The organism is Halomonas sp. IOP_31 (genome assembly GCF_021151495.1).
GTDB lineage: Bacteria > Pseudomonadota > Gammaproteobacteria > Pseudomonadales > Halomonadaceae > Modicisalibacter > Modicisalibacter zincidurans.
On sequence record NZ_JAIRBP010000007.1, the window covers coordinates 107300 to 127994 of the forward strand.

Genomic DNA, 20695 nt, shown 5'->3' on the forward strand with positions numbered 1-20695 from the left:
GTCTATTCAAGCTAGAAGCTAGTTAAAACGATTGGCAGGGTTCAAGAAATGAAAAAAATTCATTAATAACAAAAGTTAATAAAAAGATTGGCGCGCCCCGCTACGTAGGCCCAGCGCAGATGGCAGTGCTATGCTGATGGCTGTGGTTCCCGCACTGCCTCGGTATATGCCGAGTTGAGTGCGGGGCCTAATGATTAGGGCGGCGTCTATGCCCTAAGAAGCCGTTTGCTGGAGAGCGTTGAAGAGTTATCCGAGTAATAATAGCGAACGTGCATGAAGACAATTGTGTTCGAAGGAGTTTTTGCATGGAAGCCGCAGCCAAACGGATCGAAGATTACGGCTTCATCGGCAATATGCGCACCGCCGCCTTGATCGATCGCGACGCCGCCATCGAGTGGTTGTGCATGCCGCGCTTCGACTCCGATGCCTGCTGCGCCGCCCTGCTCGGTGAACGGAGCAATGGCTACTGGCAGATCGCTCCCCGGGGACAGGTGATCTCGCGCTCCCGGCGCTATCGTGGCGAGACGCTGGTTCTGGAAACGCTGTTCGAAACCGACTCGGGATGCGCGGCGGTCATCGACTTCATGCCGTTGAGCCGTGAGGGTGAGGCGAGAGTCGAACTGATGCGGATAGTCGAGGGCCGCGAGGGCCGCGTGGACATGGAGTGCAACGCGCTGTTTCGCTTCGATTACGGCGATGTCACCCCGCTGCTGAGGGAAGACCGCCATGGCGTTTCGGCCATTGCCGGCGCCGATGCGCTGCGGCTATGCTCGCCGGCGTCGATGCGCTGCGACGAAGACACCGTGCATGCCACCTTCAATGTCGCGGCCGGCGAACGCGTGCCCTTCACGCTGACTTGGCATGCCTCTTTTCAGCCGGCCCCCGAACCGCGCGATGCACTTCTGCTACTCGGCGAGGTCGAGCGCTGGTGGTCCGAGTGGAGTGGCCGCTGCGAAGTCGACGAGGCCTTCCGCGAACCGGTGGTGCGCTCGCTGATCACCCTCAAGGCGCTCACCGACGACCAGACCGGCGGAATGGTCGCTGCGGCGAGCTGTTCGCTGCCGGAAAGCATCGACGGGGAACTCAACTGGGATTATCGCTATGCATGGCTGCGCGATTCCACCTTCACGCTCTATGCGTTGCTGACCTGCGGCTATCGGGACGAGGCCTGCGCCTGGCGGCAATGGCTGCTGCGGGTGGCGGCCGGCGAGCCCGGCAAGCTGCAGCCGATCTACGGTATCGCCGGTGAGCGCCGCGTCGACGAGCGCACGCTCGATTGGCTCGCCGGCTTCAATGGCTGCCGTCCGGTCAGGATCGGCAATGGCGCCTATCGTCAGCTCCAGCTCGACATGCATGGCGAAGTCATGGACGGCCTGCACGTCAGCCGCATGGAGGGTGTCGAGCCCGACGCCGATCTCTGGCGCGTCCAGTACCGGTTGGCCAAGTACGTCGAAGCGCACTGGCAGCAGCCCGGGGCGGGACTGTGGGAGTTGCGTGGCCCCCAGCGACACTATACCCACTCCAAGGTCATGTCCTGGGTGGCCATCGATCGGGCCATCAAGGGGGTCGAGAACTTCGGTCTCGAGGGCGAGCTCGAGCCATGGAAGCGCTTGCGCCAGCGAATCCACGACGACGTGTGCACGCATGGCTTCAACCGCGCCCGCAACAGCTTCGTCCAGCATTACGACAGCGATGAGCTCGATGCCTCGCTGCTGTTGATGCCATTGGTGGGCTTCCTGCCGGCCAGCGATCCACGCATCGAGGCCACGGTCGAAGCGATTCAGCGCGAGTTGATGCATGACGGTTTCATCTACCGCTTCGTCAGCGACGCCAAGCGTCACGACCTGACGGAGGGCGAAGGCGCCTTTCTGGTCTGCTGTTTCTGGCTGGTCGACGTGTTGCTGCTGCAACAGCGGCGCGACGAGGCGCGCGCGCTGTTCGACAAGCTGCTGAGCGTGCGCAACGACCTGGGGCTGCTATCCGAGGAGTACCACCCCGTCCAACGCTGCCTGCTGGGTAACTTTCCCCAGGCGTTCTCCCACGTGGGGTTGGTCAATAGCGCGCACAATTTCAGTGATGCGTCCCGCGGGCACAAGCCGCCGCCGGCCCGTGCGCGTCAGTCGAACTGACGATGCCGGCCCGGCGGCCGTTGCCAGCCGTTCAGGCCTCGACGATCTCGTAGGAGTGGGTCATTGCGACGCCGCCCTGGGCGAGCATGATCGAGGCGCTGCAGTATTTTTCCGCCGATAGCTCGATGGCGCGCTGGACCTGCTTTTCCTTGAGTCCGCTGCCGCTCACCGTGAAGTGCACGTGGATCCTGGTGAACACGCTGGGCACGCCGTCGGCGCGCTCGGCCTCGACGGCCGCGATGCAGTCGCTGACCGGCGCACGCGACTTCTCGAGAATTTCCAGCACGTCGAACGAGGTGCAGGCGCCGAGCCCCATCAGCAGCATTTCCATGGGGCGCGGGCCGGTGTTGCGGCCGCCGTGATCCGGCGGGCCATCGATGACCACGCTGTGCCCGCTGCCGGCTTCGGCGACGAACTGGCGACCGTCGGTCCACTTGACGCTGGCTTTCATGATGGGCAAATCCTTGCTGACGGATGGTTGTGAATAGGTGTGAATCGGCGTGGCAATAATAAAGTGCAACGCACAGCATAGCAGCTTGCCGGCGCGGGCTCAGCGCATTGCGTCGGGCTGGCGCAGCCAGGCATCCAGCCCGGCCAGGCGCGCCGGGGTGCCGACATCGACCCAGTGACCATGATGATGGCAGCCCGCGACACGCCCGGCATCCATGGCCTCGCGCAGCAGCGGGGCGAGCTTGAAGGCGCCGGGAGGCCGGCCGGCGACCAGCGCCGGGTCGATCAAGGCGATGCCGGCATAGGTCAGGCGCGGCTCGCCGGTTGCGTGCACGCGGCCGGCGGCGTCGAGGTGGAAGTCGCCGGCGGCGCGATGCGCGGGGTTGTCGATGAGGACCAGGCGCGCCAGGTCGTCGCCCAGCGGCGCCAGCCAGGCGCTTGCCAGCGCGCACCAGACGTCGCCGTTGACCAGCAGGAAGGGCGCTTCGCCGAGCAGCGCCAGCGCCTGGCGGATGCCGCCGCCGGTTTCCAGCGGCTCGGCCTCGTGGCTGAAGCGGATCGTCAGGCCGTAATCGCGACCGTCGCCCAACGCCTCGACGAGCTGCGTGGCGCGGTAGCTGACGTTGATCACCGCCTCGTCGATGCCCAGCGCCGCAAGGCGCTCGAGATGATGGCCGATCAGCGGCTTGCCGGCGACCTCGAGCAGCGGCTTGGGACACTGATCGGTCAGCGGGCGCATGCGCGTGCCTCGCCCGGCGGCGAGGATCATCGCCTTCATGGCGCGACTCCTCGTGCCTGCAACCCCCGGCGTGCCAGCTCACGGTGCAGCGCCGGAGCGAAATCGCTGTCCAGCCAGGCGCTCAATTCGCCGAAGGCCGGCCAGGGGGCCAGGCTGTCGCGCAGGTGGGCGAGAAACAGCGGCAGGCGTTGGAGATAGCCCGGCTTGGCGTCGCGCAGGGTCAACCGGCAGAAGATCCCCAGCACCTTGAGCGAGCGTTGCGCCGCCATCAGATCGGCGTGATAGCGGAACGTCGTGATACCGATGGTATCCGCTAGACGCCCGTCTTTGATCGCCTCGCGGCGGAATGCCTCGATGAACGCGGCATAGTCGACCTCGGCGAAGCGCCGGTAGCGTCCGCGCAGCAGCGAAACCAGGTCGTAGCTGAGCGGCCCGTCGACGGCATCCTGGAAATCGATCAGCCACAATTGGCCGGCGTGGCGCATCAGGTTCATGGCGTCGAAGTCGCGATGCACGGCGACCCGTGGCTGGCTCAGTGCGCTCTCGATCAGCCGGGCGCGGGCGCTCGGCCAGCAGGGCGGCGGGGCGATGCCCAGCAGCCGCGCGAGGCACCAGTCGGGGTAAAGGTCGAGCTCGCGGCCAAGCAGCGCGGCGGCGTAGGTCGGCAGCCCCGTGCGCGGCGCGCGGCGTTGCAGCGTGGCCAGCAGTGCCAGCGCTTCGCGATAGGCGTCGTCGTCGCCCGCATCGTTGGCCAGGCCATCGTCGGTCAGGCATAAATGCAGCGGGGTATCGCCGAGATCCTCGAGCTCGAGAAAGCCGCTGTCGAAATCGGCGTGATGCAGTGCGGGCACCGGCAGGCCGGCCTCGCGCCAGGCCTTGGCGACGGCCACGAACGGCCGGCTGTCCTCCTTGTCGGGTGGCGCGTCCATGACGATCCGCGTGGGCGCGTCGCCCAGCCACAGCCGGTAATAGCGCCGGAAGCTGGCATCGCCGGCGGCCAGTTCGATTCGCAGCCGTTCGCCATCCGCGGCATGGCGTGCGCCGGCCCAGCGGCGCAGGGCGGCGAGGCGGTCGGTTTGTCGCGCGTCGGCCATGCGGCCTCCTTGGTTGACGGGGTCGGTTCGCCGCCGCATGCTGATCTCCTTCCAGCCTCTCGTCATCGAACCGGGCTTGCCGATCTGGCGCCCTGGTGTCGAAGGAGGACGTGCGGCACCGGGGCTGTATAATACCGATTCCAACCGCCAAGGACAGAGGACCCATGGGCAAGCGATTGTTGTGGACTGCCCTCGCCGGACTGGCCGCCAGCGGCGCTCACGCGGCCCCGCCGCAGACGCTGCCGGCCTCGCAGCTCGACTGGCAGCCGTGGGGCGATGATGCTCCGTCCGGTGCCGTGTGCCGGGGGCGCTATGTGATGCCCGAGTATCGCCTGGCGCCCGGCGACACGCCGCGCGAGGTGCGTTCGGCGTCCGACCAGGCCGAGTACGGCGCTCAGGGCGCCACCATCCTGCGCGGGGAGGTGCTGCTGCGCCGCGGCAGCAGTCAGCTCGAGGCGTCCCGGGTGCGCGTCAACGCGGCCCGCGACACGGCTTTCGCCGATGGCCCGCTGACCTTGCGCGACCAGGGCCTGCTGGTGCGCGGCGGCGGCGGCCAGCTGTCGCTCGACAGTGACGCCGCCCAGATCGACGATGCCCATTACGTCCTTCACAATCAGCGCCTGCGTGGCGACGCCATTGCCCTGGCGCGTCTCGAGGATGGCCGCTATCGGCTGCGCGAAGCCAGTTTCACCGCCTGCGCGCCCGGCAGCCAGCTATGGCGGGTGGTCGGCAACGATGTGGTCATCGACCGCGAGGCCGGCTATGGCACCGCCAAGAATGCCCGGCTCGAGGTCGGTCGGGTGCCGGTGTTCTACTGGCCGTGGCTACGCTTTCCCATCGACGACCGTCGTCAGTCGGGCTTTCTGTGGCCGATCCTCGGCGTGTCCGGCGACGGGCTCGACTACGCCCAGCCGTATTACTTCAACCTGGCGCCGAACTACGATGCCACGCTGACGCCGCGCTGGCTGAGCAATCACGGCCTACTGCTGGGCGGCGAGTTTCGCTATCTACTCGGCGAGGATCAGGGCCAGATCGAGGGCGCCTACCTGAGCAGCGATCGCGGCGGCGAGAGCGCCAACCCCAACGACGACGACGATGCCTTCGAGGGCGAAGATCGCTGGTACCTCGATTTTCGTCAGCAGGGACGTTTCGACCCCCGGCTGCGCTACAACCTGCGCTATGGCGCTGCCAGCGATGGCCGCTACTTCGATGACTTCGGCCGCACCTTCGCCGAGAGCGAGACCGATTACCTGGCGCGTTTCGCCGAGCTCGACTACAGCGGCCAGACCTGGCAGCTCGAAGCCAAGGCCCAGGGCTATCAGAAGCTCGATTACCCGCTCGCCGACCGCGACAAGCCGTTCTATCGGTTGCCCAGCCTGACCGCCAACGCCCGCTGGTCGCAGGACAGCGGCTTATATCAACAGTGGCGCTCCAACGCCACCTACTTCTGGCGCGACATAGACGAAGCCAGCCTGCCCGATACCGAGCGTTATGACCGTGAGTCCGCCACAGGTGCGCGCGTGAATCTGGCGCCGGCTCTCGGCTGGCGTTACGACCCGAGCTGGGGCTATCTCGAGCCGCGCTTCGAACTGCTGTATACCCAGTACCAGCTCGACTACGGCAATCGCGACACCGACCGCGACGAGAGCCTGTCGCGCACCGTGCCGGTCAGCTCGGTGGACAGCGGGCTGGTCTTCGAGCGCGATCTCGCGCTGTTCGACGAGACCTGGCGTCAGACGCTGGAGCCGCGGCTGTATTACGCCTACGCCCCGGCGCGCGACCAGAGCGAGTTCCCCGACTTCGACACCAGCGAGCGGGCGTTTTCCTACGCCCAGCTGTGGACGCCGTATCGCTTTTCCGGCAGCGACCGGGTGGGTGACGTCAACAAGCTCTCCTATGGGCTGAGCACGCGCTTTTTCGAGGACGACAGCGGCCGCCAGCGGCTGTCGCTGGCGGTGGGGCAGAGCGCCTACCTCGACGACCGGGTAATCGGCATGGAGGGCGACCTGGCGCTGCCCGATCGCCAAGACAACTATCAGGCCTGGTACGACGCCACCCGCGACCGCTCGCCGATCGCCACCCAGCTCGACTGGCAGATCACCGATCGCTGGAGCACGCGCTACGAATGGCTCTACGACGAGCAACGCGAAGTCACCGAGCGTAGCGCGGCCTACCTGCGCTATCGGCATCCCGAGGGCTACGCGCTCAATCTCGGCTACCGCTGGGAACTCGAAGGCTTCGATCCCTCCGGCGACGCCGAGGATCGGCTGGGCTACGACCGCGAGGAGTTCGATGCCTCGTTCGCTTACCGGGTCGGCGCCAAGTTCGATCTGATCGGTCGCTACACCTACGACAACACCAACTCGCGCACGCTGGACACCCTGGCGGGCGTGCAATGGAACGATTGCTGCTTCGGCGTTCAAGTTGCCTGGCGCGAGTGGATCGAGGACAACGACACCGCCAACACCGTCGAGGACGATTACACCGATCGCGGGCTGTTTCTGCGCTTCGTTCTCAAGGGCCTGGGCGGCGTCGGTCAGGGAACCGACGAAATCTTCGCCGAGTCTATTCCCGGCTATCAACCGACCCCGTTCTGAAAGAAGAGGTTTTCATGCGCAGACGTCTGTTTGCATCGCTGAGCCTGGCGCTGATGCTGGCTTTCCCCGCCCTGGCACCGGCCGCCGAGCAACCGCTCGACCGTATCGTCGCCGTGGTCAACGACGACGCCATCATGGCCAGCGAATTGCGTGATCGGGTCGCTCAGGCCCGCAGCCAGTTGGCCAACCGCAACATCACCATGCCTTCCGATCAGACGCTTCGCCGGCAGGTGCTCGATCGCATGATCGTCGAGCAGATCCAGCTGCAGATGGCTGAGGAGGCCAACCTGACGGTCGACGACACCGAGCTCAACCGGGCGGTGCGTTCGGTGGCCGAGAACAACGGCATGAGCCTCGATCAATTCGCCAACACCCTTGAAAGCCAGGGGCTGTCGCTGGCCGCGGTGCGCGAGCAGATTCGCCGCGAGATGCTGATCCGCCAGCTCCAGCAGCGCCGCGTCGCCAGCCGGGTCAACGTCACCGACCAGGAGGTCGAGCGCTACCTGGCGCAGCAAAGCGGCGCCCGCAACGCGCGTTATCAACTCGGCCAGATCCTGGTCGCGTTGCCGCAGTCGCCCTCGCCGGACCAGGTGCGCAGCGCCCAGCAGCGCATCCAGGCCATCCAGCGCCAGCTCCAGAACGGTGCCGACTTCGCCAGCGTGGCGGCGGCCGAATCCGATGGGGCCAACGCCCTCGAGGGCGGCAACCTGGGCTGGCGCAGTGCTGCCGAGCTGCCCCCGACCTTCGTCGATGCGGTGAGCCAGCTCAGCGTCGGCGATGTCAGCGAGCCGTTGCGCAGCCCCAGAGGCATCCATCTGATCAAGCTGCTCGATCGTCAGGGCGGCGACCAGTCGCAGCAGGCGGTGGTCGAGGAGCAGAAGATCCGCCACATCCTGATCGAGACCAACCCCAACCGTGATGCCGAGCAGGCTCGCGCGCTGGCCGAGCGCACCCGTCAGCGTATCGTCGCCGGCGAGGACTTCGCCAGCGTCGCCCAGCAGGTCAGCGACGACCGCGGCAGCGCGCTCAACGGCGGCGACCTGGGCTGGGTGCGCCCCGGTCAGATGGTGCCAGCCTTCGAGGACGCCGCCGATCAGCTGGCGGAGGGCGAGATCAGCCAGCCGGTGCAGACCCGTTACGGTTATCATCTGATCCAGGTCGAGGATCGCCGCCAGCGCGATGTGAGCGGCGAGGCGCAGCGCAGCCGGATTCGCGACACGCTGTTCCAGCGCAAGGTCAACGAGGAACTGGAAGCCTGGACGCAGCAACTTCGCGCCGAAGCCTACGTCGACGAGCGGTTGAGCCCCTCCGGCGATGAATGAGCCGCTGCTCGCGCTGACCACCGGCGAGCCGGCCGGCATCGGCCCCGATCTGGCGCTGATGCGGGCGGTCGAAGACCCGTTCCCCGCCGGCCGGGCGCCGGTCAGGGTCGTCGCGATCGGCGATCCCGAGCTGCTTGCCGCGCGGGCGCGTCAGCTCGGCCTGGCGGTGGCGATCGAACCGCTCGAGGCGCAGGCCAGCGTCCCGGCGCCGCGCCGCGGCGTATTGCCGGTATGGCCGGTCGCGTTGCGCGCGCCGGTCACGCCCGGGGTGCTGGATCCCGCCAATGGCGACTACGTGCTTGAACTGCTCGACCGGGCGCTTGCCGCCTGTCGCAGCGGGCGGGCCCAGGCGATGGTCACCGCGCCGCTGCACAAGGGGGTGATCATCGAGGCCGGCCACGGCGGTTTCACCGGCCATACCGAATACCTGCGCGATGCCTGCGGCATCGACGCGGTGGTGATGATGCTGGCCACGCAACTGCCCGCGGCGATGGGCGGCGCGATGTTGCGGGTCGCGCTGGCGACGACCCACCTGCCGCTGCGCGCGGTGGCTGACGCCATTAGCGAATCTGGCCTGCGCCGGGTGCTGGTCATCCTCGATACCGACCTGCGCCGCCGCTTCGGCATCGCCAGGCCGCGTATCGCGGTGTGCGGCCTCAATCCGCACGCCGGCGAGGGCGGGCACCTGGGCCGCGAGGAGCTCGACATCATCATTCCCACCCTCGAACGGCTGCGTGGCGAGGGGCTCGACGTCGCGGGGCCGTGGCCCGCCGACACGCTGTTCACCCCGCATCGGCTTGCCGGCCTCGACGCGGTGCTGGCGATGTATCATGACCAGGGTTTGCCGGTGCTCAAGTTCGCCGGCTTCGGTCAGGCCGCCAACATCACCCTGGGGCTGCCGATCGTGCGCACCTCGGTGGATCACGGCACGGCGCTGGACCTGGCCGGTAGCGGGCGCATCGATACCGGCAGCCTGCGCGTGGCGCTGACGGTCGCCGCCGAGATGGCGCTGGCCGCGCCGGGCACCCGATAAGCACTGCAACCCAAGGAAATTCCTGTCGCATGTCTTCAGCTACCCGCGATCAGCGTCCCGAGCCGCCGCAACACCGGGCACGCAAGCGCTTCGGCCAGAACTTCCTGCGCGACCCGGGGGTGATCATGCGCATCGTGCGCAGCATCGCGCCGCGCCCCGGCGAGCGGCTGGTCGAGATCGGCCCGGGCCAGGGCGCGCTGACCGAACCGTTGATCGAGGCCGCCGACGGCGTGCTGGAGGTGGTCGAGCTCGATCGCGACTTGATTCCCGGGCTGCGTGTGCAATTTTTCAATTATCCGGACTTGGTGATTCACGAAGGCGATGCACTGGCTCTCGATTTCGCCGCGCTGAAGGGCGACGGCGCGGCGCTGCGGGTGGTCGGCAACCTGCCGTACAATATCTCCACGCCGCTGATCTTCCATCTGCTCGGTGCCCGCGAAGCGATCGCCGACATGCATTTCATGCTGCAGAAGGAGGTCGTCGAGCGCCTCGCCGCCGAGCCGGGCGGCGCCGACTGGGGGCGGCTGTCGGTGATGGCCCAGTATTACTGCCGTATCGATGCGCTGTTCACGGTGCCGCCCGAGGCGTTCGTGCCGCGGCCCAAGGTCGACTCGGCGATCGTCCGGCTGGTGCCGCATGCCGAACTGCCGTCGCCGGCCATCGACGAGGCGCTGTTCGCCGATGTCGTGCGCCAGGCTTTCGCCCAGCGCCGCAAGACGCTGCGCAACAATCTCAAGACGCGGCTGTCCGGCGAGGCGCTCGCGGCGCTGGGCATCGATCCGGTGCGGCGTCCGCAGACCCTGAGCGTGGCCGAACTGGTTGCCATCGCCAATCACCTGGCCGGAGAATCGCCTTGATCGACGAACTGAGCGAGGCCATCCGCGTCGATGTCGAACCCAACTATCGGGTCGAGGAATCGTCGCCGGCCGAACAGCGTTACGTATTCAGCTATACCATCACCGTGCACAACCACTCGCCGCAGGCGGTACAGCTGCTGGCTCGCTACTGGAAGATCACCCAGGGCAGCGGCAAGGTCCAGGAGGTGCGCGGCAAGGGCGTGGTCGGCAAGCAGCCGCTGATCGGCCCCGGCCAGACCTTCCGCTATACCAGCCGTGCGGTGCTGGATGGCCCGGTCGGCGTGATGGAGGGCACCTATACCTGCGTCGAGAGCGCGGCGCAGCGTCCGTTCGAGGTCGCTATCGCGCCGTTCCGCCTGGCCGGGCCCAACCAGGTGCACTGACGCCGCCGCATCGAGTCATTCATTGTTACCCGCGCCAAGCAGGAGGCCCATGACTACCTACGCCCTCGGAGATCTGCAGGGTTGCCACGCCGAATTCGTGGCGCTGTTAGAGCGTCTGGCGTTCGATCCGCGCCGCGACCGGCTGTGGCTCGCCGGCGACCTGGTCAATCGCGGCCCGGGCTCGCTGGCCTGCCTGCGCGAGGTCAAGGCGCTGGGCGATGCCGCGCGTGTGGTGCTGGGCAATCACGACCTGCACTTGCTCGGCGTGGCGCGCGGCGGCGGCTCCCTGAAGCGCTCCGATACGCTCGCGGCGATCCTCGACGCCCCCGACCGCGAGGCGCTGCTCGACTGGCTGCAGCATCAGCCGCTGCTGGTCGACGACGGCAGCGCCAGTCCGGCGCGAACGCTGATGGTGCACGCCGGGCTGTTGCCGCAGTGGTCGCTGGATGGGGCCCGGGCGTTGGCCGGCGAGGTCGAGAGCTGCCTGGCCGGCGAGCAGGCCGGGGCGTTTTTCGAGCGGATGTACGGCAATTCGCCGGCGCGCTGGGACGATACGCTCGAGGGCATCGAGCGGCTGCGAGCGATCGTCAACGTGTTCACCCGGATGCGTTTCATCGCCGCCGACGGCACCCTCGACTTCGCCGCCAAGGAGGGCCTTGATAGCGCCCCCCAAGGCTTCGAGCCGTGGTTTCGTTACCCGCGCGAGGACGATCCGCGAGTGCTGTTCGGCCACTGGGCGGCGCTCGAAGGCCACACCCCCGGCGCGGCGTTGCGTGCCGAAGCGCTGGACACCGGCTGCGTATGGGGCAATAGCCTGACCGCGCTGGATCTCGACAGCGGCCGGCGGATCAGCGAGCCCTGCCGTCCGCGCGAATGAATTGAATTGACAATAACGCCATCGCCGGCGCGCCATTCATTACCCGCTGCCCAGGGAGGGCGCATGAGCCAGAGCACTTTCGAACATCTCGATCACGTCACCCTCGAAGGATGGCTGGATAACGGTCAACCGCTGACGCTGGTGGATATCCGCGACCCGCTGAGCTTCTCCCGCGGGCACATTCCCGGTAGTTGCCATGTCGACAACGCCACGGTCGGCGATCTGGTCGATCAGGCCCCCGGCGATCAGCCCATGGTGGTGGTCTGTTATCACGGTCATTCCAGCCAGCAGGCTGCCGAGTGGCTCATCGGCCAGGGGTTCACGCGAGTCTACAGCCTGGACGGCGGCTTCGTCGGCTGGGAAGCCAACCACCCGCACCGCGTCGAGCGATGAACGCCGATCGTCATACCGCCGGGTTGAACGTGTATCGGGTGGGCGGCGCGGTGCGCGATGCGCGGCTGGGCTGGCCGGTGGTCGATCAGGACTGGGTGGTGGTCGGGACCACCCCCGAGGCCATGCTCGAGCGCGGCTTCAAGCCGGTGGGGCGCGATTTCCCGGTGTTCCTGCATCCCGAGAGCCATGAGGAGTACGCCCTGGCGCGCACCGAGCGCAAGGCCGGGCATGGTTATACCGGGTTCGTCGTCCATGCCAGCCCCGCGGTGACCCTCGAGGAGGATCTCGAGCGGCGCGATCTGACCATCAACGCCATGGCCGAGGCCCCCGATGGCACGCTGGTCGACCCCTTCCACGGCCAGCGCGACCTCGAGGCGCGGCGGCTGCGCCACGTCTCGCCGGCCTTCGTCGAGGATCCCCTGCGGGTACTGCGCACCGCGCGGTTCCTGGCACGCTACCGCGGCCTGGGCTTCGCCGTCGCCGACGAGACGCAGGCGCTCATGCGCCGGCTGGCCGAGAGCGGCGAACTCGACCACCTGATCGCCGAGCGCATCTGGGTCGAAACCGAGAAAGCGCTCGGCGAACCGCAGCCGCAGGCCTATTTCGGCTGTCTCGACGACTGCGCGGCGCTGCCGGTGCTGATGCCCGAACTGACCGCCGATGAAGCGGCCCTCAACGACGCCCTGGCACGCCTGAGCGCGGTGCCCGATGCGGCGTGCTGGACAGCGGCGCCGTGGACATTGACCCAGTGGCGCTGGGCGCGGCTGATCGAACACCTCGGCGAGACCGCCCGCGAAGCGCTTAACGTGCGGCTCAAAGTGCCCAACGCCTACCGCGAGCTGGCCCGCCAGGTGGCGCTGAGCCGCGCGCTCTGGCTTGACGAGGCATGGCTGGCCGACGCGCCGCTCGCCGCGGCGCGCACGCTTGCCTGGCTCAACGCCATCGACGGCTGGCGGCGCAGCGAGCGGGTGCCGGCTTTGCTGGCGCTGATCGAGTATGAATGCCCGGCATTGGCCGCACGCCTGGCGCGCGGCTGGCGCGCGGGGGCGCGGATCGAACCGCGAGGCTTGCTCGACGAGGGCTTGCGCGGTGGCGAGCTGGGCGCCGAGCTGGCCCGGCGCCGCCAGGCGGCGATCGCCGAGGCGCTGGGCTGAGCGCGGTTGCTGCCCTCAATCGGCCTGCGAGATCACCGTTCCCCGCCAGGCGAAGTCCACCGGCCACAGGCGTTGCGTGCCCGGTACGAAGGCTGCCCACAGATCGGCATAGCGTTTCTTGTCGCGCGGATGGCGGTCGTCGGGCAAGAGCTCGGCGAGCGGCTGAAGAACGAAGGCACTGGTGGTGATCTCGTCGCGTGGCAGGTCGACGCCGTCGATGCAGCCGGTCAGCTCGCCGACCGTGAGCAGGTCGATGTCGAGCCGCCGCGGGCTGAACTTGGGGCTGTCGGCGCGACGCCCGTGGGCGTACTCGAGACGCTTGCACCAGGCCTGCAGCTCGCCTACCGAGGCGTGGCTGTCGAAGGCGGCGACCAGGTTGTAGAAGTTGCGACCGTCCTTGAAGCCCACCGGCTCGCTTTCGAAGACCCGCGAAATGCGCAATGCCGCGAAGTCGGCAGCGAGCGCGTCGAGACAACGCCGCACGTGATGCTCGCGCTCGATGTTGCTGCCGATGCTGACCACCACCTGGGTCATGTGAGCTGCCCGCGCTCGATGCGCACGCCGACCGTGCTGGCCTCGGCGACCGCGCCCGGCTTGCGCACGCTCAAGCGCAGCCAGGCGATGGCGAACTCCTCGCGCAGCAACGCGGCGAGACGCTCGGCGAAGGTCTCCACCAGCTGGAAAGCGCTGTGGGCGGCGAAGTCGCCGATGCACGCGCTGATCGCGGCGTAATCCAGCGTATGTGCCAGGTCATCGTCGGCCGCGGCGGGGCGGATGTCGGTGGCCAGCTCCAAATCGAGCACCAGCCGCTGGCGAATGCTGCGCTCCCAGGCGTAGACGCCGATCACCGTCTCCACGGCCAGGCCTTCGATCAACACGCGATCCACGGTCAAAAAGTCCTTCGCTGGTAGTCGGGCTTCGATTGTACGCCAGCAAAGTGGCAGAATCCCGGGATTGCCGCGAGCGATTTTACGGAAGCCGCCATGCCCCTCATCGATGTCGTCGAACTCGTCATGCTGGTCGTGCTCGGCTACCTGTGCGGCGGTCTGCTGGGGGCGGTCTGGGTATGCCGCCTGGCGGGGGTGGCCGATCCGCGCTGGCGGGGTTCGCGCAACCCCGGTTTCTCCAACGTGCTGCGCCTCTACGGCCCGCGCCTGGCGTTGGTGACCTTGAGCGTCGACGCCACCAAGGGCATGCCGGTGCTTTGGCTGGCCCGCGCCGGCGAGCTGCCGCCCTGGGCCCAGGGCATGGTCGGGCTCGGCGTGCTGCTGGGTCACAGTTATCCGCTCTGGTATCGCCTGCAGGGCGGCCGGGCGGTGGCCAGCGCCTTTGGCGTGCTGCTGGTGCTGACGCCCTACGTGGCGCTGGCGTGCGCACTGTGCTGGGTGCTGCTCGCCTGGCGGGTGCGCACCGCCGCCGTGGCCTCGCTGGGTGCGGCGCTATTGGCGCCGTTGGCGAGCGTGTGGCTGGCTCGCGAGTACGTGGCGGTGGTGATCGTCTTCGCCCTGTTGGTGCTGGTGCGCCACGTCTGGCATATCCGGCGCCTCGGCCGTAGCTCCGATCCGGGTGGCGGCATGCACTGAGCCCTCGTGGGAGGGACTTCAGTCCCGATGGCCTGGCTGAGTCCACCCCTCGCGAACAAGTTCACTCCCACAAATACCTGCCTGTAGCTGGCCTTGTCGAAGCCTGCCTTGGGGGAGCTGGCTCTCGTGGGAGGGAATTTATTCCCGATGGCGGTGGCGCGGCAGCCCGGGTGTCTCACCCCTCGCGAACAAGTTCGCTCCCACGCTTTTGATCGATTGCTTCGTCCGCCGTTACTGCGCAAGAGTGACGGCAGGTGGCGCTGGGCGGTGGAACATAAAGAGCGCGATCATCGCGCCGGGCTTTTCACGCCGTGATGGTGGGTGGCGTCAAGTCGGCCAACGGCCAGCGCGGTACGGCGCGCATGGCGGTGCCGTCGCGTTCGCCGGCGAGCAGGCGCTGGGCACCGACATACGCGATCATCGCGCCGTTGTCGGTGCAGAAGCGTCCGCGGGGGTAATAGGTGCGCGCACGCCGCTTGCCGACCTCGATGGCCAGGCGCTCGCGCAGCCGCCGGTTGGCGCTCACCCCGCCGGCCACCACCAGCCGCTTCAGGCCGGTCTGGTCGAGCGCGCGCCGGCACTTGATCACCAGTGTGTCGACCACCGCTTCCTCGAAGGCGCGGGCGATGTCGGCGCGTCCCCGGTCGTCGAGTTCGCCGGCATCGCGCAATGCATTGACGCTGGTCAGGGTGTGGGTCTTGAGCCCCGAGAAGCTGAAGTCGAGCCCCGGTCGGTCGGTCATCGGCCGCGGAAAGCGGAAGCGCGCCGGGTCGCCCGCCTCGGCGAGCCTGGCGACCTGCGGGCCGCCGGGATAGGGCAGGCCGAGCATCTTGGCGGCCTTGTCGAAGGCTTCGCCGGCAGCATCGTCGACCGACTCGCCGAGCAAGCGATACTCGCCCAGGCCGCGCACTTCGACCAGCTGGGTATGGCCGCCGGAAACCAGCAGCGCGACGAACGGGAAGGCGGGGGCTTCGTCCTCGAGCATCGGCGCGAGCAGGTGGCCTTCCATGTGGTGCACGCCGAGCACCGGTATGCCCAGCGCTAGGGCCAGGCCGTGGGCGGTGCTGGCGCCGACCATCAGTGCGCCGACCAGCCCCGGGCCGGCGGTGTAGGCGATGCCATCGAGGTCGCCGCGCCCCAGGCCGGCGTCGTCGAGTACCTGCTGGATCAACGGCAGCAGCTTGCGAGTGTGATCCCGCGAGGCCAGTTCGGGGACCACGCCGCCGAAATCGGCATGCATGGCGACCTGGCTGTAGAGGGCATCGGCCAGCAGGCCGCGTTCGGTGTCGTAAAGGGCGACGCCGGTCTCGTCGCAGGAGGTCTCGATCCCCAGTATGCGCATGGTGTGGCTCGTCGCTGGCGGCAGGAAAGCGGCCATTCTACCGGCTTTGCCGCGTCGGCGGCAGGGGCGCTGGCGCGCGATGCGCAATGTTTGCAAAGCTCGTGGGCAGCGACTAGAATACCCGACTCTGCAAGACTGGGTCGTGCGCCCAATACCCGAACTGAACGTCTTTCCCGATCGCCGGATGGTTCGTTTCCCTGTGAACGGCGGGATGCGACGATCGGATCGAGCGCACGTTCAAAATCGAACTCATGATTTCAAGGTAGGTGAGTGCTTAATGCCTTCTGTCAAAGTACGTGATAACGAGCCGTTCGACGTCGCCCTGCGTCGCTTCAAGCGGTCCTGCGAAAAAGCCGGCGTGCTCTCCGAAGTGCGTCGTCGCGAGAGCTACGAAAAGCCGACCGCAGTACGCAAGCGCAAGGCAGCGGCGGCCGTGAAGCGTCACGCCAAGAAGTTGCAGCGTGAGCGCAAGCGTTTCGAACGGCTGTACTGATACGTACTGGAGGCGGACATCGTCTGCCTCAGAGGGACGCCAAGCGGCCGCCATCCGGTGGCCGTTTGCTTTTTGTGTCCGGCGCCTCAGAGGGCATCGCCCTCGCTCCGGACAGCTCATCCCGTCAGCTTTCACATAGAGCCCTCGCATGGCCGGTCAGATCCCTCAGCGTTTCATCGATGACTTGCTCGCTCGTGCCGATGTGGTCGAGGTTGTCGGCGAACGGGTGACGCTCAAGAAGGCCGGCCGCAACTATGCGGGACTGTGTCCGTTTCATCAGGAGAAGTCGCCGTCGTTCACCGTCAGTCAGGACAAGCAGTTCTATCACTGCTTCGGCTGCGGAGCCCACGGCAATGCGCTGCGCTTTCTGATGGAGCACGACAACCTGCGTTTCCCCGAGGCGGTCGAGCAGCTCGCCGCGCGCCAGGGGCTGGAGGTGCCGCGCGAGGGCGCCGACGACCCGCATGCCAAGGCGCGCGAGAAGAAGCGCCAGGAAGGCGTCAACCTGCTCGAGCTGTCGGCGAGTTTCTTTCGCGAACGTCTGGCGATGAGCGAGGGCCGGGCGGCGCGGGACTATCTCGACGATCGCGGGTTGTCGCCCGAGGTGGTACGCGACTTCGCGATCGGCTACGCCCCCGACAACTGGGAGGCGCTCAAGCGTCATCTGAGCGAGCGCGGGGTCAGCGAAGCGGTGCAGGTGGAGTACGGGCTGCTGGTAAGCCGCGAGGACTCCGGGCGCAGCTACGATCGCTTTCGCGACCGGGTGATGTTCCCGATCCGCGACTGGAAGGGCCGCACCCTCGGCTTCGGCGGCCGGGTGCTGGGCGACGCCAAGCCCAAGTATCTCAATTCGCCCGAGACCCCGGTGTTTCACAAGGGGCGCGAACTCTACGGCTTGTTCGAGGCGCGCCAGGCCAATCGCCAGCTCGAGCGGCTGGTGATCGTCGAGGGCTACATGGACGTCGTGGCGCTGGCCCAGTTCGGCATTCGCAACGCCGTGGCGACGCTCGGTACCTCGACCAGCGAAGAGCACCTGCAGCGGCTGTTCCGGCTGGTCGGCGAGGTGGTGTTCTGCTTCGACGGCGACAACGCCGGCCGGCAGGCGGCGCGCCGGGCGCTGGACAACGTGCTGCCGCAGATGATCGACGGCCGCCAGGCGCGCTTTTTGTTTCTGCCCGAGGGCGAGGATCCGGACAGCCTGGTGCGGCGCGAGGGCCCCGAGGCGTTCAACGACCGCATCACCTGTGCCAGCCCGCTGTCGGAATTTCTCTTCGAGCAGGCGGCGCAGGGGCGCGACCTGCAAAAGATCGAGGACCGGGAACGCTTCGCCAGCGGCGTGCTCAAAGCCTTGAGACGTCTGCCCGAGGGCGTGCTCAAGTCATTGTTGCTGGGCGAGCTGGCGACGCGCACCGGGATCGATTCGTCGCGCTTCGCGGCGCTGCTCGAGTCCGGCGGCAAAAGCGAGGCGCAGGCGCCCGAGGGGGCGGAGCCGTCCGCCAGGGGCGCGCCGGGCGAGGCCGAGCGGGGCATCACGGCATCGGCTTCGACGCGCAATGGCTCGCTCGGATTGATGGCGCGCACGCTTCAGTTGCTGGTGCACGAACCGACGCTGGTCGAGCGGTTGCCTGCAGAACTCGACTGGTGTGCCGATAATGACAGTGACGGCTCGCTGTGTCGCGAGGTCATCCGGCTGTTGCGGGCCGGGCGCTATCGCAGCCCGCAGGTACTGCTGGCGCACTTTCACGGTACCGCCGAGGGTCAGCGGCTCCAGGCGCTGGCGCGCCGCGAATTGTTGATACCGCGTGCGGCCAGGGCCGCCGAGCTCGATGGGCTGATAGAGCACTTTCGCCGCCAAAGTTCGGCCGCGGCGCCGGAGACGGAGATCAACGAGCTGCTCGCCAGGCAGCGCAGCGGCAAACGGCTATCGAGCGAGGAGCGTCAACGGCTTATGGCGCTGTTTCAGATCGCCAAGCGCTAAGGGCTTCTCCAGATCGCCAGGCGCTAAGGGCTTCTCCAGATCGCCAGGCGTTGATCGCTCGGAGTCCGGTTTCATTCGGGCGCTAGCGGGGCGGGATTGAAATAACGCGAGGCGCCCTTATCTACAGGGCTAAGTAGAGAGCGTAACCCGATAAACTAACACACCTGAATTGCGGCGCAAATAGATCGAACTGGCGGATGAGTGATTTGATCCGCTATACTTGCGGGCTAACTTGGATTTTCACCGCCTATCGTTCAGGTGCTTCATTCTTCTTCGTCGATATAGGGTATCTATGGCTGGAAATGCGCAGCAGTCACGTCTGAAGGAGTTGATCGCGCGCGGCAAGGAACAGGGCTTCCTGACCTATGCCGAGGTCAACGACCACCTTCCCGAGGATATCGCCGACCCGGATCAAGTGGAAGACATCATCGGCATGATCAACGACATGGGCATCAATGTCGTTGAGGAGGCGCCCGATGAAGACGCGCTGATGATGTCCGATCATTCGACCGACGAATCGGCCGCCGAAGAAGCGGTCGCCGCGCTGGCGGCGGTGGAGAGCGATGTCGGTCGGACCACGGACCCGGTGCGCATGTACATGCGCGAGATGGGTACCGTCGGGCTGTTGACTCGCGAAGGCGAGATCGAGATCGCCAAGCGCATCGAGGAAGGCACCCGCGAGGTGATGTCCGCGCTGGCCTACCTGCCCGGTGCGGTGGAGTCGATCCTCGAAGCCTACGATGCGACCCAGGACGAAGAGCAGCCCGGACGTCTGTCCGACCTGTTCTCCGGTTTCATCGATCCCGACGAGGGGATTCCCGGGGTCGCCGAGGCGGAAGTGCCCGAGGAAGTGCCCGGCGGCGGCGATGGCGAGAGTGATGGCGACGACGAGGATGGCGACGCCGAGGAAGAAGAGAGCAGCGGTGGTCCCGATCCCGAAGAGGCGCGCGCGCGCTTCGAGCAGATCCGCGAGCAGAACGCGGCCGCCAAGGCGGCGCTGGCCAAGTATGGCCCGGGTGCCGCCGAAACGCTTGCCGAGCAGTCGCGCCTTGCCGAGCTGTTCTCGCCGATCAAGCTGGTACCCAAGCATTTCGAGCGTCTGGTCAACCAGGTACGGATCAGCGTCGAGCAGGTCCGCGATCAGGAGAAGATGATTCTTCAGGTTTGCGTCAAGAAAGCCAAGGTGCCGCGCAAGACCTTCATCAAGAACTTTCCGGGCAACGAGTCCAACAGCCAGTGGCTGGATGAATTCCTGGCCAGCAATCCCAGGTATGCCGACAAGCTGCAGGCGTTTCGTGGCGACATCCAGCGCGCCCAGCGCAAGATCGGTTTCGAGGAAGAGCTGATCCAGTTGCCGGTGGGTGAGATCAAGGAGGTCAATCGTCGGCTGTCGATCGGCGAGGCCAAGGCGCGTCGCGCCAAGAAGGAAATGGTCGAGGCCAACCTGCGTCTGGTTATCTCGATCGCCAAGAAGTATACCAATCGCGGCCTGCAGTTCCTCGACCTGATCCAGGAAGGTAACATCGGCCTGATGAAGGCGGTCGACAAGTTCGAATATCGGCGCGGCTACAAGTTCTCGACCTACGCCACCTGGTGGATCCGTCAGGCGATCACCCGTTCGATCGCCGACCAGGCGCGGACCATCCGCATTCCGGTGCACATGATCGAGACCATCAACAAGCTCAATCGCGTGTCGCGGCAGATGCTGCAGGAAATGGGGCGCGAGCCGACCCCCGAGGAGCTCGGCGAGCGTCTCGAGATGCCCGAGGACAAGGTCCGCAAGGTGCTCAAGATCGCCAAGGAGCCGATCTCCATGGAGACGCCGATCGGCGACGACGACGACTCGCATCTCGGCGACTTCATCGAGGACGGCACCATGTTGCTGCCGATCGACATGGCCACCGGCGAGGGCCTGATCGAAGCCACGCGCAACGTGCTGGGCGGCCTGACGGCGCGCGAAGCCAAGGTGTTGCGCATGCGCTTCGGCATCGACATGAACACCGACCACACCCTCGAGGAGGTCGGCAAGCAGTTCGACGTCACCCGCGAGCGGATTCGCCAGATCGAGGCCAAGGCGCTGCGCAAGTTGCGCCACCCCAGCCGCTCGGAGCCGCTGCGCTCGTTTCTCGACGAGTAGCTCGGTTGCTCACAATCGGGTAGGGTCCGGGGTCACCCCCGGAGCCCTCCCACACCACCGGGCATACGGTTCCGTACCACGGCGGTTCGCGAAGAACGGCTGAGCCACCTTACCGTATCAAGTACCGAGATCAG

At 66.9% G+C, this 20695-nt stretch carries 19 protein-coding genes; 13 read left to right on the forward strand and 6 right to left on the reverse strand.

Translation table 11 applies throughout. The features are described 5' to 3' along the window. Nucleotides 1-269 precede the first annotated feature (269 nt). The gene (locus tag K7I12_RS06035; protein ID WP_331460577.1) at nt 270-2129 is read left to right on the forward strand and encodes a glycoside hydrolase family 15 protein; all 1860 of its coding nucleotides are present in this window, start codon (nt 270-272) and stop codon (nt 2127-2129) included. Nucleotides 2130-2160: 31 nt separating this feature from the next. On the opposite strand, the gene K7I12_RS06040 is transcribed toward K7I12_RS06035, so the two are convergent. The 3 genes from K7I12_RS06040 to K7I12_RS06050 all read right to left on the reverse strand — a co-directional run bounded on the left by K7I12_RS06040 (nt 2161) and on the right by K7I12_RS06050 (nt 4412). Next, on the reverse strand, nt 2161-2580 hold the full coding sequence (locus tag K7I12_RS06040) for an OsmC family protein (protein WP_031382392.1): 420 nt from the start codon (nt 2578-2580) through the stop codon (nt 2161-2163). A 99-nt stretch (nt 2581-2679) separates the two neighbouring features. Further along, nucleotides 2680-3357 carry an N-acetylmuramate alpha-1-phosphate uridylyltransferase MurU gene (gene murU / locus K7I12_RS06045; RefSeq protein WP_231663431.1) on the reverse strand — a complete coding sequence of 226 codons (678 nt, stop codon included), beginning with the start codon at nt 3355-3357 and terminating at the stop codon, nt 2680-2682. After that, complete coding sequence (locus K7I12_RS06050; RefSeq protein WP_231663434.1) at nt 3354-4412, reverse strand: aminoglycoside phosphotransferase family protein; 1059 nt, start codon at nt 4410-4412, stop codon at nt 3354-3356. Before K7I12_RS06050 ends, murU begins: the two co-directional genes overlap by 4 nt. 164 nt (nt 4413-4576) lie before the next feature. Here K7I12_RS06050 and K7I12_RS06055 point away from each other — a divergent pair, with 164 nt between their 5' ends. From K7I12_RS06055 to K7I12_RS06090, 8 genes are all read left to right on the forward strand, one after another. Next, nucleotides 4577-7009, forward strand: a complete 2433-nt coding sequence (locus K7I12_RS06055) for an LPS-assembly protein LptD (RefSeq protein ID WP_231663436.1) — start codon at nt 4577-4579, stop codon at nt 7007-7009. 14 nt (nt 7010-7023) lie between these two features. After that, nucleotides 7024-8331: a peptidylprolyl isomerase gene (locus K7I12_RS06060; RefSeq protein WP_031382396.1), complete on the forward strand. Its 1308-nt coding sequence runs from the start codon at nt 7024-7026 to the stop codon at nt 8329-8331. Continuing rightward, nucleotides 8324-9364, forward strand: a complete 1041-nt coding sequence (pdxA, locus tag K7I12_RS06065; protein ID WP_231663438.1) for a 4-hydroxythreonine-4-phosphate dehydrogenase PdxA — start codon at nt 8324-8326, stop codon at nt 9362-9364. The genes K7I12_RS06060 and pdxA overlap by 8 nt, the downstream gene beginning before the upstream one ends. 29 nt (nt 9365-9393) lie before the next feature. Then, the gene (gene rsmA / locus K7I12_RS06070; RefSeq protein WP_031382398.1) at nt 9394-10221 is read left to right on the forward strand and encodes a 16S rRNA (adenine(1518)-N(6)/adenine(1519)-N(6))-dimethyltransferase RsmA; all 828 of its coding nucleotides are present in this window, start codon (nt 9394-9396) and stop codon (nt 10219-10221) included. Beyond that, on the forward strand, nt 10221-10604 hold the full coding sequence (gene apaG, locus K7I12_RS06075) for a Co2+/Mg2+ efflux protein ApaG (RefSeq protein WP_031382399.1): 384 nt from the start codon (nt 10221-10223) through the stop codon (nt 10602-10604). Before rsmA ends, apaG begins: the two co-directional genes overlap by 1 nt. A gap of 49 nt (nt 10605-10653) precedes the next feature. Then, nucleotides 10654-11481 carry a symmetrical bis(5'-nucleosyl)-tetraphosphatase gene (locus K7I12_RS06080; protein ID WP_031382400.1) on the forward strand — a complete coding sequence of 276 codons (828 nt, stop codon included), beginning with the start codon at nt 10654-10656 and terminating at the stop codon, nt 11479-11481. Nucleotides 11482-11544: 63 nt separating this feature from the next. Beyond that, a complete protein-coding gene (glpE, locus tag K7I12_RS06085) occupies nt 11545-11874 on the forward strand; it encodes a thiosulfate sulfurtransferase GlpE (RefSeq protein ID WP_031382401.1) in 330 nt (109 codons plus the stop codon). After that, nucleotides 11871-13028, forward strand: coding sequence for a polynucleotide adenylyltransferase (locus K7I12_RS06090; protein ID WP_031382402.1), 1158 nt, complete (start codon nt 11871-11873; stop codon nt 13026-13028). Before glpE ends, K7I12_RS06090 begins: the two co-directional genes overlap by 4 nt. A 15-nt stretch (nt 13029-13043) precedes the next feature. Here the strand turns inward: K7I12_RS06090 and folK are convergent, their stop codons facing one another. Then, entirely contained in the window at nt 13044-13562 is a 519-nt protein-coding gene (gene folK, locus K7I12_RS06095) for a 2-amino-4-hydroxy-6-hydroxymethyldihydropteridine diphosphokinase (RefSeq protein WP_031382403.1), read from the reverse strand. Further along, nucleotides 13559-13915, reverse strand: coding sequence for a dihydroneopterin aldolase (folB, locus tag K7I12_RS06100; protein ID WP_031382404.1), 357 nt, complete (start codon nt 13913-13915; stop codon nt 13559-13561). The genes folK and folB overlap by 4 nt, the downstream gene beginning before the upstream one ends. A gap of 96 nt (nt 13916-14011) precedes the next feature. Here folB and K7I12_RS06105 point away from each other — a divergent pair, with 96 nt between their 5' ends. Continuing rightward, on the forward strand, nt 14012-14611 hold the full coding sequence (locus K7I12_RS06105; RefSeq protein WP_231663440.1) for a glycerol-3-phosphate acyltransferase: 600 nt from the start codon (nt 14012-14014) through the stop codon (nt 14609-14611). A gap of 304 nt (nt 14612-14915) precedes the next feature. Here the strand turns inward: K7I12_RS06105 and tsaD are convergent, their stop codons facing one another. Then, nucleotides 14916-15953 (reverse strand): tRNA (adenosine(37)-N6)-threonylcarbamoyltransferase complex transferase subunit TsaD, encoded by a 1038-nt coding sequence (gene tsaD, locus K7I12_RS06110; RefSeq protein WP_231663441.1) that lies wholly within the window; start codon nt 15951-15953, stop codon nt 14916-14918. A 277-nt stretch (nt 15954-16230) separates the two neighbouring features. On the opposite strand from tsaD, the gene rpsU reads away from it, so the two are divergent. The 3 genes from rpsU to rpoD all read left to right on the forward strand — a co-directional run bounded on the left by rpsU (nt 16231) and on the right by rpoD (nt 20561). Further along, on the forward strand, nt 16231-16446 hold the full coding sequence (gene rpsU, locus K7I12_RS06115; protein ID WP_031382407.1) for a 30S ribosomal protein S21: 216 nt from the start codon (nt 16231-16233) through the stop codon (nt 16444-16446). 148 nt (nt 16447-16594) lie between these two features. Then, on the forward strand, nt 16595-18424 hold the full coding sequence (dnaG, locus tag K7I12_RS06120; RefSeq protein ID WP_031382408.1) for a DNA primase: 1830 nt from the start codon (nt 16595-16597) through the stop codon (nt 18422-18424). A 292-nt stretch (nt 18425-18716) separates the two neighbouring features. Next, nucleotides 18717-20561 (forward strand): RNA polymerase sigma factor RpoD, encoded by a 1845-nt coding sequence (gene rpoD, locus K7I12_RS06125; RefSeq protein ID WP_031382409.1) that lies wholly within the window; start codon nt 18717-18719, stop codon nt 20559-20561. Nucleotides 20562-20695 lie beyond the last annotated feature (134 nt).

Coding starts and splice junctions, on each gene's coding strand:
- K7I12_RS06040 (WP_031382392.1), bottom strand. CDS start 2,580: ATGAAAGCCAGCGTCAAGTGGACCGACGGTCGCCAGTTCGTCGCCGAA.
- murU (WP_231663431.1), bottom strand. CDS start 3,357: ATGAAGGCGATGATCCTCGCCGCCGGGCGAGGCACGCGCATGCGCCCG.
- K7I12_RS06050 (WP_231663434.1), bottom strand. CDS start 4,412: ATGGCCGACGCGCGACAAACCGACCGCCTCGCCGCCCTGCGCCGCTGG.
- K7I12_RS06055 (WP_231663436.1), top strand. CDS start 4,577: ATGGGCAAGCGATTGTTGTGGACTGCCCTCGCCGGACTGGCCGCCAGC.
- K7I12_RS06060 (WP_031382396.1), top strand. CDS start 7,024: ATGCGCAGACGTCTGTTTGCATCGCTGAGCCTGGCGCTGATGCTGGCT.
- pdxA (WP_231663438.1), top strand. CDS start 8,324: ATGAATGAGCCGCTGCTCGCGCTGACCACCGGCGAGCCGGCCGGCATC.
- rsmA (WP_031382398.1), top strand. CDS start 9,394: ATGTCTTCAGCTACCCGCGATCAGCGTCCCGAGCCGCCGCAACACCGG.
- K7I12_RS06080 (WP_031382400.1), top strand. CDS start 10,654: ATGACTACCTACGCCCTCGGAGATCTGCAGGGTTGCCACGCCGAATTC.
- glpE (WP_031382401.1), top strand. CDS start 11,545: ATGAGCCAGAGCACTTTCGAACATCTCGATCACGTCACCCTCGAAGGA.
- K7I12_RS06090 (WP_031382402.1), top strand. CDS start 11,871: ATGAACGCCGATCGTCATACCGCCGGGTTGAACGTGTATCGGGTGGGC.
- folK (WP_031382403.1), bottom strand. CDS start 13,562: ATGACCCAGGTGGTGGTCAGCATCGGCAGCAACATCGAGCGCGAGCAT.
- K7I12_RS06105 (WP_231663440.1), top strand. CDS start 14,012: ATGCCCCTCATCGATGTCGTCGAACTCGTCATGCTGGTCGTGCTCGGC.
- tsaD (WP_231663441.1), bottom strand. CDS start 15,953: ATGCGCATACTGGGGATCGAGACCTCCTGCGACGAGACCGGCGTCGCC.
- rpsU (WP_031382407.1), top strand. CDS start 16,231: ATGCCTTCTGTCAAAGTACGTGATAACGAGCCGTTCGACGTCGCCCTG.
- dnaG (WP_031382408.1), top strand. CDS start 16,595: ATGGCCGGTCAGATCCCTCAGCGTTTCATCGATGACTTGCTCGCTCGT.
- rpoD (WP_031382409.1), top strand. CDS start 18,717: ATGGCTGGAAATGCGCAGCAGTCACGTCTGAAGGAGTTGATCGCGCGC.